12 protein-coding genes are annotated in these 12,881 nt (G+C 67.8%); all 12 read right to left on the bottom strand.

Annotation, left to right across the window (positions count from 1 at the left end):
* Nucleotides 1–29: 29 nt before the first annotated feature.
* From ABL838_RS08665 to ABL838_RS08610, 12 genes are read right to left on the bottom strand one after another with little or no spacing between them, the layout of a single operon-like run.
* Nucleotides 30–1,193, bottom strand: coding sequence for an ABC transporter substrate-binding protein (locus tag ABL838_RS08665; RefSeq protein WP_418125061.1), 1,164 nt, complete (start codon nucleotides 1,191–1,193; stop codon nucleotides 30–32).
* A 52-nt stretch (nucleotides 1,194–1,245) separates the two neighbouring features.
* Nucleotides 1,246–1,710: an aromatic-ring-hydroxylating dioxygenase subunit beta gene (locus ABL838_RS08660; RefSeq protein ID WP_418125060.1), complete on the bottom strand. Its 465-nt coding sequence runs from the start codon at nucleotides 1,708–1,710 to the stop codon at nucleotides 1,246–1,248.
* On the bottom strand, nucleotides 1,707–3,032 hold the full coding sequence (locus ABL838_RS08655; RefSeq protein ID WP_418125059.1) for an aromatic ring-hydroxylating dioxygenase subunit alpha: 1,326 nt from the start codon (nucleotides 3,030–3,032) through the stop codon (nucleotides 1,707–1,709). The genes ABL838_RS08660 and ABL838_RS08655 overlap by 4 nt, the downstream gene beginning before the upstream one ends.
* 28 nt (nucleotides 3,033–3,060) lie before the next feature.
* Nucleotides 3,061–4,203 carry an ABC transporter substrate-binding protein gene (locus ABL838_RS08650; protein ID WP_418125058.1) on the bottom strand — a complete coding sequence of 381 codons (1,143 nt, stop codon included), beginning with the start codon at nucleotides 4,201–4,203 and terminating at the stop codon, nucleotides 3,061–3,063.
* A gap of 22 nt (nucleotides 4,204–4,225) precedes the next feature.
* A complete protein-coding gene (locus tag ABL838_RS08645; RefSeq protein WP_126022769.1) occupies nucleotides 4,226–5,392 on the bottom strand; it encodes an ABC transporter substrate-binding protein in 1,167 nt (388 codons plus the stop codon).
* A 58-nt stretch (nucleotides 5,393–5,450) separates the two neighbouring features.
* Entirely contained in the window at nucleotides 5,451–6,185 is a 735-nt protein-coding gene (locus tag ABL838_RS08640) for an SDR family NAD(P)-dependent oxidoreductase (RefSeq protein ID WP_418125057.1), read from the bottom strand.
* The gene (locus ABL838_RS08635) at nucleotides 6,182–6,994 is read right to left on the bottom strand and encodes a cyclase family protein (RefSeq protein ID WP_126022767.1); all 813 of its coding nucleotides are present in this window, start codon (nucleotides 6,992–6,994) and stop codon (nucleotides 6,182–6,184) included. The genes ABL838_RS08640 and ABL838_RS08635 overlap by 4 nt, the downstream gene beginning before the upstream one ends.
* Nucleotides 6,995–7,010: 16 nt before the next feature.
* Nucleotides 7,011–8,264 (bottom strand): SDR family NAD(P)-dependent oxidoreductase, encoded by a 1,254-nt coding sequence (locus tag ABL838_RS08630; protein WP_126022766.1) that lies wholly within the window; start codon nucleotides 8,262–8,264, stop codon nucleotides 7,011–7,013.
* Entirely contained in the window at nucleotides 8,261–9,433 is a 1,173-nt protein-coding gene (locus ABL838_RS08625) for a thiolase family protein (protein WP_418125056.1), read from the bottom strand. The genes ABL838_RS08630 and ABL838_RS08625 overlap by 4 nt, the downstream gene beginning before the upstream one ends.
* Nucleotides 9,430–11,055 (bottom strand): AMP-binding protein, encoded by a 1,626-nt coding sequence (locus ABL838_RS08620; protein WP_418125055.1) that lies wholly within the window; start codon nucleotides 11,053–11,055, stop codon nucleotides 9,430–9,432. Before ABL838_RS08620 ends, ABL838_RS08625 begins: the two co-directional genes overlap by 4 nt.
* Before the next feature lie 14 nt (nucleotides 11,056–11,069).
* A complete protein-coding gene (locus ABL838_RS08615; protein ID WP_418125054.1) occupies nucleotides 11,070–11,564 on the bottom strand; it encodes an aromatic-ring-hydroxylating dioxygenase subunit beta in 495 nt (164 codons plus the stop codon).
* On the bottom strand, nucleotides 11,564–12,877 hold the full coding sequence (locus ABL838_RS08610; protein ID WP_418125053.1) for an aromatic ring-hydroxylating dioxygenase subunit alpha: 1,314 nt from the start codon (nucleotides 12,875–12,877) through the stop codon (nucleotides 11,564–11,566). Before ABL838_RS08610 ends, ABL838_RS08615 begins: the two co-directional genes overlap by 1 nt.
* Nucleotides 12,878–12,881: the final 4 nt, after the last annotated feature.

Raw genomic sequence — 12,881 nt, 5'->3', positions numbered from 1 at the left:
GGTCCTCCGGAAAGTCGGGAACAAGAGGTTCAAGGTGCGAGCTTCCATTGGCCGTTGTCGAGCTTGACGATCACCCGGGCGCGCTCATCCACGCCGTAGAGGCTGCCGGGCTTGAAGGTATAGACGCCGTGCGTGCCCACAACCTCCTTGGTGCTGAAGATGGCGTCGCGAAGCGCCACGCGGAACTCGGGCGTGCCCGGCTCCGCCTTCTTCATCGCGCGCGAGGCGGCGTCGGCGAACACCAGCCAGCCGTCGAAGGAATAGGCCGAGAAGGCATCGCTGGTCGGCGCGTTGTTGACCTTCTGGAAGACGGCGCGGAAGTCGGTGGCGATCTTCTTGGTCGGGTACTCGGCCGGCAGCTGCTCGGCCACGATCACCGGGCCCGTGGGCATCAGCGCGTTCTGGCCCGCCGCGCCGACCACGCGCACGAAATCGGGGTTGATGAGGCCGTGCTGGCCGTACACGCCGCCCTTGAAGCCGCGCTCCTGCAGCGCCAGGAAGGGCAGCGCGCCCGGCGTGCCGGCGCCGCCGGTCATCACCGCGTCGGGGCGCAGCGCCACGATCTTCAGCACCTGTCCGGTCACCGAGGCGTCGGAGCGCGCATAGCGCTCATTGCTCACCACCTTGATGCCTGCGGCGGGCGCGGCCTTCATCAGCGCCTCGTACACCAGGTCGCCCCAGGCATCGGAGAAGCCGATGTAGCCCACGGTCTTCACGTTGTTGCGCTTCATGCGCTCGACCACCGCGTCGATCATCAGCTGCGTGGGCTGGGCCACGGTCATCACCCACGGGTTCTCGTTGGGGTCGAGCAGGATCGGCGTGAGGCCGATCATCGGCGTCTTCGCCTCCTTGCCGACCTGGGCCATCGCTATTGCCGCGGGCACGCCCGATGTGCCCATGAGCACGTCCACCTTCTCCTCCTCGATCAGCTTGCGCGCATTGCGCCCGGCCGTGGTCGGGTCGGAACCGTCGTCGAGCACGACGAGCTGGATCTTGCGACCGTTCACCTCGCCCTTGTAGGCCAGCGCGGCCTGCATGCCCTTGGCGTAGGGCACGCCCAGCGAGGAGTTCGGCCCCGACAGCGACACGCTCAGTCCGACCTTGAGGTCGGCCGCGAATGCGCTGGCAACGCCACAGGCGGTCAGCGCGGCGGCAAGGGCGCCGCGCGTCAATGTCTGCATCAGGCTCTTCATGTCGTAGCTCCGGTGAGGATGGTTGGAATGGACAACGGGTAACTCGGATGGATCAGATGAACAACTGGATGGCGGGCAACGCGCGCGGGGCGTTGAGCAGGTCGACGCGCTTCTCGCGGATTCGCCAGCCCTCAGGAGTGCGCACGAGGTGGTGGCGGGTGGTGCCGCTCAGCAATATCTGCCCCTCGCCGCGCGCCTCGACGTAGAGGAACGGCGTGCGCAGCCAGGCTTCATCGCCCTCCTCGCGTTCGATTCGCGAGGGCTGCAGCACATGCTGGCTTTGGCTCGCGGGATGCTGCGAATGCGCGCGCGGGTTCTTCAGCCGCTCCACGCGAAGCTGCAGCAGCAGGCGGTCTTCGTAGGCCAGCGAGTTGTGCGAGAAGGGGTCGGCCTGCGCCGCGCCGAGCAGCGGCACCCAGTAGTGGCCGTCCTCGGCGAACAGGGCCAGCCAGTCGTCGAAGCGGCGCTCGTCGAGCAGCGCCGCCTCCTGGGCGGCGAAATCGCGCGGGTCCGTCATGCCGTGGCCTCCATACCCGCCGCCATGGCCTTCGCCCAGGCGCGGAACTGGTTGCGCATCAGCAGCTCGTTGGTGCCGTTGGTGGTGATCGTGGCCTGCTGCTTCTCGGCCGGATCGAAGTTGCGATGCAGGCTCACCCATTCGTTGCCGCCCGCGCGCAGGCCCTGCTGGATGCTCTCGAACAGGTGCACGTCGTCGTGCGCGACCACCGACATCGGCGAGAACACCAGTCGGTTGTAGCTCATGGCGCGCTCGAAGAGCAGCGCAGGCGCGCCGGCCGCGCTGAAGCTCCAGGCCTCGATCAGCGTGCGGTTTGCCGCCAGCGGACGGATCACGCGGATGGCCAGCGGCGAGCCCTTGACCGACAGGCTCGGAAAAAAGACGGAGTTCTGCGGCGAGCGCTGCAGGATCTCGGCCGCGCGCTCCTCGCCGTGCGCAGCGCGCATGGCGGCCTCGTACTCGGGCAGCTGCGCGTAGTTCGAATGGATGCTGAAGTTCACCCCCAGCACGCTGTGGCCGTTGGCGAACACGCGCCCACCCATCCTGTCGAAGAATTCGTAGCCCGAGCCGAAAGGCAGGATCTGCTCCATCGCCATCGGCTTGGGATCCGTTGGCGCATGGCCCTCCCACAGCGCCTCGGCCGCCTTGGTGGCAGATTCGTGCGTGGACATCGGATGCACCGTGTCGTTGATGTTCTCCAGGTACATCTTCCAGTTGCAGTGGACGATGTTGCGCAGCACGCCGCCGCCAACGGTCAGCTTGCCTTCGGGCGAGCGGTCGACCATGTTGTCGATGGCGCCCAGCACCTCGCCGAAGTACTCGTCGAACGAAGGGCCGGTATCGGAAAGGCGCACGAACACGAAGTCGCGGTACACCTTCACGTTCTTCACCACCGAAAGCCCCTGCCCCGACTCGCAGGCCTTGAGCTGCGTGCCCTCGTAGCCGTTCTTCAGCGGCAGTCCGAGCGGCGCCCCGTCGAGCTTGTAGGTCCAGGCATGGTACGGGCAGCGGAAGAAGCGGCCGGTGTTGCCGCACTCGTCCGTCACCAGCTGCGTGCCCTTGTGGGCGCAGCGGTTGTAGAGCACATGCACATCGCCGTCGGGCTGGCGCACCATGAGCAACGGCCGGCCCGCGATCTCCTGCGTCACGAAGTCACCGGCCTGCGGCACCTGGCTCGCATGGCCCAGGAAGACCCAGGTGCCGGCGAACAGGTGCTCCTGCTCCAGCGCGAAAAGCTCGTCGCTCAGGTACAGGTCGCGGTGCACCCGGTCGTCCTGAACCAGCGCCGCGACGAGATCGGGGCGGTTTCGGTAGGTGGTCATGGCAATGTGCTCGGTGGCCGGACGGGCGCTAGGGGACCAGCTTCCATTGGCCCTTGGTCATCTGCACGATGACCACGCCGCGCTGGTCGGAGCCATAGCGGTCGTCGGGCTTGAAGGTGTAGACGCCGTGCGTGCCCACCAGCTCCTTGGTGCCGACGATGGCGTCGCGCAGCGCCGTGCGGTAGGCCGGCGTGCCCGGCTCGCCCTTGGTGCGCGAGGCCGCGTTGGCCAGCAGCAGATACGCGTCGTAGGTGTACGACGAGAAGGCATCGGTCGGCACCGCGCCGTTGAGCTTCTGGTAGGCATTGCGAAAGCCCATCGACACCTTCTTGATCGGGTTGGCGTCGGGCAGCTGGTCGGCCACCAGCACCGGGCCGCTGGGCACCTGCAGGCCCTCGATGGAGGCGCCGCCCACGCGCACGAAGTCGGCGTTGATGAGGCCGTGCGTGCCGTAGATCCTGCCCTTGTAGCCGCGCTCGGCCAGCGCGATGTAGGGCAGCGCGCCGGGCGTGCCCGAGTTGCCCGCGAACACCGCGTCGGGCCGCGCCGCGACGATCTTCAGCACCTGCCCGGCCACCGACGAATCGCTGCGCGCATAGCGCTCGTTCGCCACCACCTTGATGCCGGCGGCATCGGCGCTCTTCATCAGCGAGTCGTAGGCCAGGTCGCCCAAAGCGTCGGAAAATCCGATGAAGGCCACCGTCTTCACGCCCGACTTCTTCATGCGATCGACCACGCCCGCCACCATCAGCGGGAAGGGCTGCGACACCGTCACCGTCCACGCGCCCTCGGGACCCGGAATGGTCACCGGCGTGGGCGAGATCAGCGGCGTGTTGAGCTCGCGCGCCACCGAGGCGATGGCCATCGCGCCCGGCACGCCCGAGGTGCCGATCAGCACGTCGACCTTGTCCTCGGTCACCAGCTTGCGCGCGTTGCGGCCTGCGGTGGTGGGGTCGGAGGCATCGTCGAGCACGATGAGCTGCACCTTGCGCCCGGCGATCTCGGGGTGCTCGGCGATGGCAGCGCGGATGCCCTTCTCGTAGGGCACGCCCAGCGCGGCCACGGGGCCCGAGAGCGAACTGATGAAGCCGATCTTCAGGTCGGCGGCCATGGCCTGCGCTGCGGCCAGCGCGACGGCCGTGGTGGCGAGGATGCGGGCGATCTTTTTCATTGGCGATTTCACGTCGGGGGTTTCAGGGAACCAGCTTCCATTGGCCCTTGTCGAGCCTCACGACGACGCGCGAGCGGTCGTCAGAGCCGTAGCGGTCGGTCGGCTTGAAGTTGTAGACGCTGTGCGTGCCCACCAACTCCTTGGTGCTCACGATGGCGTCGCGCAGCGCGAGGCGGAACTGCGGCGTGCCGGGCTCGGCCTTGCCGGCCAACGCGCGCTGTGCCGCGTCGAGGTAGATCAGCCAGGCGTCGAAGCTGTAGGCCGAGAAGGTGTCGGTGGGCGGCGCGCCGTTGGCCTTCTGGAAGGCGGCGCGGAAGTCCATCGCGATCTTCTTCATCGGGTTGGCGTCGGGCAGTTGCTCGGCCACCACCACCGGGCCAGTGGGTGCCAGCAGCCCTTCCACCGACGCACCGCCGACGCGGATGAAGTCGGGGTTGATCAGCGAGTGCATGCCGTAGATCTTTCCCTTGTAGCCGCGTTCCTGCAGCGCCAGGTAGGGCAGCGCGCCGGGCGTGCCGGATGCGCCGGTGATCACCGCGTCGGGGCGCAGCGCCACGATCTTCAGCACCTGGCCGGCCACCGACGAATCGGCACGCGCATAGCGCTCGTTCGACACCACCTTGATGCCGGCGGCGGGCGCCGACTTCATGAGCGCGTCATACACCAGGTCGCCCCACGCGTCGGAGTAGCCGATGTAGGCCACCGTCTTCACGCCCGACTGCTTCATCTTCTCGACCATCGCACCCATCATCAGCGGCGCGGGCTGCGGCAGCGTCACCATCCACGCGCCCTCCTCGCCCGGCAGGTCGGCGTTGGCGATGGATATCAGCGGCGTCTTCGTCTCGCGCGCCACGCCGGCGATGGCCAGCGAGCCCGGCGCACCGGCCGTGCCGATGATGACGTCGACCTTGTCCTCCTCGATCAGCTTGCGCGCGTTGCGCGCCGCCGTAGACGGATCGGAGGCGTCGTCCAGCGCGATCACCTGCACCTTGCGGCCGCCGACTTCCGACTTGTAGGCCTGAGCCGCCTTCATGCCCTTGTCGTACGGAATGCCCAGCGACGACACCGGGCCGGACAGCGACGTGATGAAGCCGACCTTGAGGTCGGCGGCCCACGCGCTCGCGGCGCTCAGCGCGCCGAGGCCCGCGGCGATGGCCGCGAATGTGCGAATTCGGTTCAGTACTTTCATGGCGGTGCTCCAGAGGTGGTTTTTTTGGGTGACGAGAACGCGAAAAGATGGATCCGGGTCAGAGGGCCAGGCTGCCGACGCTGGTGCCGCCGCACACGTACAGCACCTGGCCGGTGACGAAACTGTTGTCGGCGTCCGCGAAGAAACGCACAGCCCGTGCCACGTCGGCCGACTCGCCCAGGCGCTTGACGGGCACCGAGGCGGCGAGTGCGCGCTCCTTCTCGCTGCCGGCCTCGACCACGTCGTAGAACATGTCGGTGCGGATGGGTCCCGGCGCCACCACGTTCACCGTGATGCCGTCGGCCGCGAGTTCCAGCGCCCAGGTGCGCGCCATGCCCAGCATGCCGGCCTTGGTGGCCGAATAGCTGGTGCGCGTGGCCAGCCCCAGCGCGGCGCGCGAAGACAGCAGCACCACGCGGCCGAAGCGCTGCGCGCGCATCGCGGGCAATGCACCTTGCACGAGCTGGATCGCACAGCCCAGGTGCAGGTCGACCAGCGCGTCGAGGTCGTCGAGCTTCACCTCGGGCAGCAGCGCGGCGCGGATCACGCCCGCGTTGTGGACGATGGTGGTGGGAGAGAAACGCTCCACTAGTTCGCGCACCGCATCGCCGGTGGCGGAGCGGTCGCTCAGGTCGACCTCGATGCTGTGCAGTTTCGGATGGTCGATCTCGGCCTTGCGGCGCGCGAGCGACACCACCTCGTAGCCCTGCGCGAGCAGGTCTTCGCAGATGGCCCTGCCGATGCCTGCGCTGCCGCCGGTGACGGCCGCGACCTTGGGTGCGGTGCCGCTCATGCCGATGCTCCCACCAGCGCCAGCACGCGCAGCGGACTGCCGCTGCCCTTCTCGATCTTCAGCGGCGGGCAGATCAGCACCGCGCCGGAAGGCGGCAGCAGGTCGAGGTTGCTCAGGCACTGCAGGCCGTAGCGGCCCGCGCCGTGCATGTAGTAATGGCACGGGTACGGCGGGCGCAGGTGATAGCCCTGCCCCGCGTCGGTGCCGATGGCTTCGGAGCCGAAGCCCAGCACGTCGCGCTGCTCGACAAGGAAGCGCACGGCCGCCGTGCTCGGTCCAGGCGTGTGCTGGCCGGTCTCGTCGAAGTTCTGATAGGCCTCGGGGTCGGTGCGCTTGGACCAGTCGGTGCGCATCAGCACCCACGCACCCTTCGGGATGCGGCCATGCGCTGCCTCGTAGGCCTCGATGTCTTCCAGGGTCAGCAGGTAGTCGGGGTCGTCCTTCACCTGCGGCGAGCAGTCGATCACGCAGGCCGGCGCCACGAAGTGCTGCACGGGAATGGTGTCCACCGAGTTGTTCGGCAGGTCGCGTCCCGAGATCCAGTGGATCGGCGCGTCGAAGTGCGTGCCGGTGTGCTCGCCGCAGGAGAAGTTGTTCCAGTACCAGCCCGGGCCGCGCTCGTCGTACTTCGACACCTCCTCGATGCGGAAGGGCCAGCACTGGCCCATTTCGGGCGGCAGCGCGATCTGCGGGAACTCGGGCGTCAGCGTCTGCGTGAGGTCGATCACGCGGATACGGCCGCTTGCCATGGCGGTCACGAGGCCGCCGAGGATTTCGGCTGCGGACATCAGTTCGGTTGTGGTGGTCATTCGTTCGGCTCCTGTCTCAACCGCCTGCAGCCAGCTCGCGCTCGAGCACTTTCGGGTTGTCGCGCCAGCGCTCCAGCCACTCCTGCGCCACGTCGCCGGGGTACACGTCTTCCACGCCATCACGCAGCGCCTTCACGATGGCGTTGGCCAGCGCCGGGGGCGCGAGCTTGGGCGGCGGCGTGTGCTGGTTCCATTCGTCGTCGATGGGGCCCGGGAACACGTTGATCACGCGGATGCCCGCCGGCCGCATCTCCGCGCGCAGGCACTGCGCGAGCGAATGCGCCGCCGCCTTCGATGCGCTGAAGGTGCCGTGCGGCGGGAAGTTGCTCAACGCGTAGATCGACAGCAGGTTCACCCACGCCGTCGCGCCCGTCACGCCGTCGGCCGAGCGGCCCTTGAGCGCGGGACCGAACTCCTGCGCGAGGCGCAGCAGGCCGAAGTAGTTGATGTCCATCTCGGCCTTGGCCACGTCGGTGCCACGCCGCGCGCCGATGCCGAAGGTGCGGTGCACCTCCGCGTTGTTGATGACGATGTCGACCTTGCCGCCGATGGAGCCCGCGAGCTCCGTCACCTGCCGGCCGTTAGTCAGGTCCAGCGGCACCAGCGTGACCTGCGGCAGCGCCGAGATGTCGTCGAGGCCGTCGCCCATCTTCTTCCAGGGCTCGGCGTGGCCGACCCAGACGATGTCGGCGCCGGCCTTGACCAGGGCGCGCACGATCGCCTGGCCGGTCTCGGTCTTGCCGTCGGTCACCAGCACCTTGCGGAACTTGGGGTCGCTGGTCATCTCGCGCAGCATCTTGTCGTCGGCCATGTGGGGACTCCCTTCGTTCGGAAAACCAATGAGAACGGCCTGGCCCGCGCGGTCGAGCCGGGCGCCTACGCGCACCCTCTGCGGCGCGTCGCCAACCTCGCCATGAAGGTGGACCATGAGCGTGGGGCCGGCATCCAGGTGAACCAGGCCCAGCCGCCAGGGCAGCCGCTCGCGGAAGAACAGGTCGTTGCTGTGATGCAGCGTCGTGCTGCCGAGCAGCTCGCCCTCGCCGCTTTGCTGCCGCCAGCGCAGCGCGGCGGAGAGGCATCTGTGGCAGACCTCGCGCGGCGGGTACTGCACCGTGCCGCAGTCGTCGCAGGTCTGGAGTTCGAAGCGGCCTTCGGCCGCGGCAGCGGTGAGACCCAGCGCCACGCGGCCGCGCGCGCCGGGCGGCAGGTTCATCTGCCGGGTGCGCAGCACCGGGTTCTTGCGCGGGGGGCGCATCAGGGGCATCGTCATGCGGGTCTCCCCAGGATCACCGCGCCTGTGCACAGGCAACGGTCGTAGGTCACCATGCCGAAGCCGGCGACAAGGCCCAGCTGGGCATTCGGCACGGCGCGCTTTCCGGCCTGATCGGTCAACTGGCGAATCGCCTCGACCATGCCGAGGAAGCCGCCCGCCGCACCAGCCTGTCCGGCCGAGAGCTGGCCGCCGCTGGTGTTGTTCGGAAAGCTGCCGTCGAAGGTCATGGTGTTGGCCTGCACGAAGGCCGGGCCCTCGCCCTTTTCGCAGAAACCCAGGTCCTCGAACTGCATCATCACGATGACGGGGTAGTCGTCGTAGGTCTGCACGAAGTCGAGTTCCGCGGGCTGGATGCCGGCTTGCGCGTACAGGTCGTCGCGGTCCTTGCGCCAGCCGCCCTGCACCATCACCGGGTCTTCGGCGTAGGCGTTGTGGCGCTCGATGGCGCCGCGGATCACCACGTGCGCCAGGCCCAGGTCGCGCGCGCGCTCCTCGCTCATCACAAGGAAGGCGTCGGCGCCGGCGCAGGGCATCACGCAGTCGAACAGGTGGATCGGGTCGGAGATCGGCCGCGCGGCCATGTACTCGTCGAGCGTGAGAGCCTTCTTGAACATCGCGTTCGGGTTGCCCAGCGCGTTGGTGCGCTGGTCGACGCAGATGCGGCCGAAGTCTTCACGCCTTGCACCGTAGGTGCGCATGTAGTTGGCGGTGATGAAGGCGAAGATCGAGTTGGGGCCGCCCGAGCCGTAGGGGTAGCTCGCATCGCGCGCGAAGTTGCTGAAGCTGCCCAGCGTCTGGCGGAAGGAATCGACATGGTTGGTGTCGGCACCCACGCAGGCCACGATGTCGGCATCGCCCGCCTGCACGGCGCGCGCCGCACGGCGCAGGCACATCACGCCCGAGGCACCGCCGGTGGGCACGTGGTCGAGCCAGCGCGGCGACAGGCCCAGATGCTGGGTAACGCCCACCGCCGTGTCAGGCGCGAGCGAGAAGCTGCTGAGGCACAGGCCGTCAATCTGCTCCTTGGGCACGCCGCTGGATTTCACCAGCGCCTCGACCGCCTGGCCGACGAACCAATGCGCGGTGCGCGTGGAATAGCGCACGTAAGGCACGGTGACGGGCACCGCGACCGCCACGCCTTCGTAGGAAAGCCGCTTGCCCGTCATGCCTGCCTCTTCTTCATCGAGCGGGTGTCGATGCAATGGGCCTGGCCTGGAAGCGACTGCGCCATCTCGCGCAGCTGCCCGCGCTGGATCTTCTGCGAGGGCGTGAGCGGCAGCGCATCGACGAAGGCCACGTAGCCGGGCGCCTTGTAGTAGGCGAGCTGTGCCAGCGCGTGCTGGACGATACTGGCCGCGGTCTGTTCGGGCTGCGAGGCATCGGCGCCTTCGCGCATCACGATGCAGGCGAGCACCTCGTCTCCGCGCACTTCGTCGGGCGTGGCGGCCACGGCCGATGCCTTCACCGCCGGATGCTGGTTGAGCACGCTCTCGACTTCGACGGCCGAGATGTTCTCGCCGCTGCGGCGGATCACGTTCTTCTTGCGATCGACGAAGAAGAAGTTGCCCTCTGCATCGCGGCGCACCAGATCGCCGGTGTGGAACCAGCCGTCGGCCCAGGCCTCGCGCGTGGCCTCCTCGTCCTTCAGGTAGCCGGAGAAGAAATGGCGCCTCGGGTCCGGGCCGGCCGAGCGCACCAGCAGTTCGCCCGGCGCATCGACGCCGACTTCACTGCCGTCGTCGCCCACGAGGCGGATCTCGACGAAGTCCTCCTGCCGGCCGAAGCAGCTGGTGCCCACCAGGCGCGGCTCCCGGTTGGCCATGATGCAGGCGGCCGCGCCGGTCTCCGTCATGGCCCAGGCCTCCACCAGCGGAAAGCCGAAGCGCTCCTCGAACGGCGCGTGGTTCTTGCGGTCCACGCCGGCGCCGAAGCCCCAGCGGATGGCATGGTCGCGGTCGACGGCCGATGCGGGTGCCGACAGCAGCATCGCGGGCATCACGCCCAGGTAGTGGACGATGGTCGCGCCGCTTTCCTTCGCGCTCGCCAGCCAGCTCTTCGGATGGAAACGGTCGAGCTGCACCAGGCAGCCGCCCGCGACCAGCACCACCATGGTGGAGAAGGCCATCGCGTTCATGTGGTTGAGCGGCAGCGGCGTGATCACGCGCTCCTTGTCGGGCCGGATGCTGCACACGCCGTCTAGCGCCGCATACCACTCGCCTGCGCGCAGGAAATACGCATTGCTCAGGATGCAGCCCTTGGGGCGCCCGGTGGTGCCCGAGGTGTAGAGCAGGCCGCATTCGGTGTCGATGCCCACGGGCTCACCAGCACGCGGCGCAGCTGTCTTCGCGGGCGGTACCGCGTCGTCGGGGCCCATGGTCTCGAAGGCGATGCCTGCCTGTGCGGCCGCCGCGCGCAGGTCGGCAGCGCGTTCGGGCAGCGTTACGGCCAGCCCGATCTCGCTGTGGCCGATCAGGTAGACCAGCTCGGCCGAGCGCATCTCCGAGTTGATCGGCACCACGCTCACGCCCAGTGCGTTCAGCGCGAGCCAGTGGAAGATGAAAGCCGGCCGGTTCTCCAGCAGCAGGCCGACGCGATGGCCGTGGCCGTAGCCGGCTTGCGCATAAGCGGCACGCAGGCGTTCGATCTGCGCAGCGGCTTCACCCCAGCGGATGGCGCCCGCTTCGATGCCGTAGGCGGCGGCGGTCACGGATTCGGTGAAGAGGAATTCAGCCTGCGGCGTGCGGGCCGCGGTGGCCGCGAAGACGTCGTGGACGGTGGCGTGGGGCATCACTCGCGTCCCGGCTAGATGAAGAGCTGCACGGCCGGCAGGGCCGCGTCGCAGTTGAGAAGGTTGACGCGCTTGAGCGTCATGCGCAGCGCGCCGTCCTGCACCGTGAGGTGGTGGAAGAAGGTGCCCACGTAGAACTGGATCTCGTCGCCCTGCGACTCGGTGTAGTGGAACGAGGTGCGCACCACGTAGCGGTTGGATCCGGCATCGAACTGCTCGACCACCGGCACCTGCAGCAGGTGGTGGCAGCGGCTCGGCGGCTGCTGCGAGAAGGCACGCGGGCTCTTCAGGCGCTCGATGCGCAACTCGCGCAGCAGCTTGTCCTCGTAGAGATGCGAGGTGTGGTTGAGGCCGTCTTCCTGGTCGGGAATCAGCGGCACCCAGTAGAAGGCATCGTCGGTGAAGAGCGCGTTCCACTCCTCGTAGCGGCGGGTGTCGAGCAGGTGCGCTTCGTTCACGACGAAGTCGATCAGATCCTGGCGGGTGATTTCTGACGCGGTGCCGGCCATCACATCGTCTCCGTCATGCGTTGCACCCAGCTGCGGTATTGATTACGCATCGGAAGCTCGTTGGTGCCGCCGGTCGTGATCTCGCCGCCCTTCAGCTCGGCCGGGTCGTAGTCGCGGTGCAGGCTCACCCACTCATTGCCGCTCGCGTGCAGGCCGGCCTGCATGCCGCGATAGGCCTGCAGGTCGTCGTGGCCCACCACCGAGAACGGCGAGTTGATGAGGCGGTTGTACATGGCCGTGCGCTGCAGCAGCTCGGGCGGCGCGCCCTTGAGGCGGAAGGTCCAGCTCTCGATGAGGGTCCTGTCGGCCGAAATCGGCTTGACCACGCGGATCGCCTGGATCGCGCCCTTGATCGTGAGGTTCGGGTAGTAGACGGTGTTGTGCCGCGCCATGCCGAGGATCTGCGCGGTCTTCTCCTCGCCGTAGCGGGCCTTCATCGCGTTGTCGTACTCGGGGATCGCCTTGTACTTGCTGTGGATGCTGAAGTGCACGCCGGTGAAGCTGTGGCCGTTGTCGTAGGTGCGGATGCCCATGTCCTCGAAGAACTTGTAGTCGGACATGAAGGGCACGAACTGCTCCACCGCCATGGGCTTGGGCTCGCTCTCGGGCTTGTCGGCCCACATGCGCTTGGCGGTGCCGGCCGAAGATTCGTGCGCCACCATCGGGTGCATGGTGTCGTTGAGGTTCTCGACGAACATCTTCCAGTTGCACTGGTGCATGAAGCGCAGGCAGCCGCCGGCGATCTCCAGCTCGCCCTCTGGCGAGCGGTCGGCCATGTTGTCGATGGAACTCAGCGAGTCGCCGAAGTACTCGTCGAAATCGGGGCCGGCATCGTTGATCTTCACGAAGATGAAGCCGCGGTGGCTGCGCACGTGTTTCACGGTAGTCAGGCCCTTGCCCGATTCGCACTCGTGCAACTGGGTGTTCTCGTAGCCCGTCTTCAGCGGAATCGCCAGGGGCGCGCCATCGGTCTTGAAGGTCCAGGCGTGGTAGGGGCAGCGGAAGAACTTGCCAGTGTTGCCGCAGGGCCCGTTGACGAGGCGCGAGCCTTTGTGGGCGCAGCGGTTCATCATCACGCGCACGCTGACGTCGGAATGGCGCACGACGATCAGCGGGCGGCCTGCGATCTCGTTGCTGATCCAGTCGCCGGGCTTGGGCAACTGGCTCTCGTGGCCGACGTAGTTCCAGGTGTTGGCGAAGAAGTGCTCCTGCTCCAGCTCGAAGAGTTCCTGGCTGGTGTACAGGTCGCGGTGCACCCGGTCGTTCTGCACCAGCGCGCGAATGGCGTCGGGGTTGTCTCTGTACGAGGTCATGGCG

Source organism: Variovorax sp. 160MFSha2.1 (assembly GCF_048305075.1).
GTDB classification, from domain to species: Bacteria; Pseudomonadota; Gammaproteobacteria; order Burkholderiales; family Burkholderiaceae_C; genus Variovorax; species Variovorax guangxiensis.
This window is presented reverse-complemented; position numbering and strand designations above follow the sequence as displayed.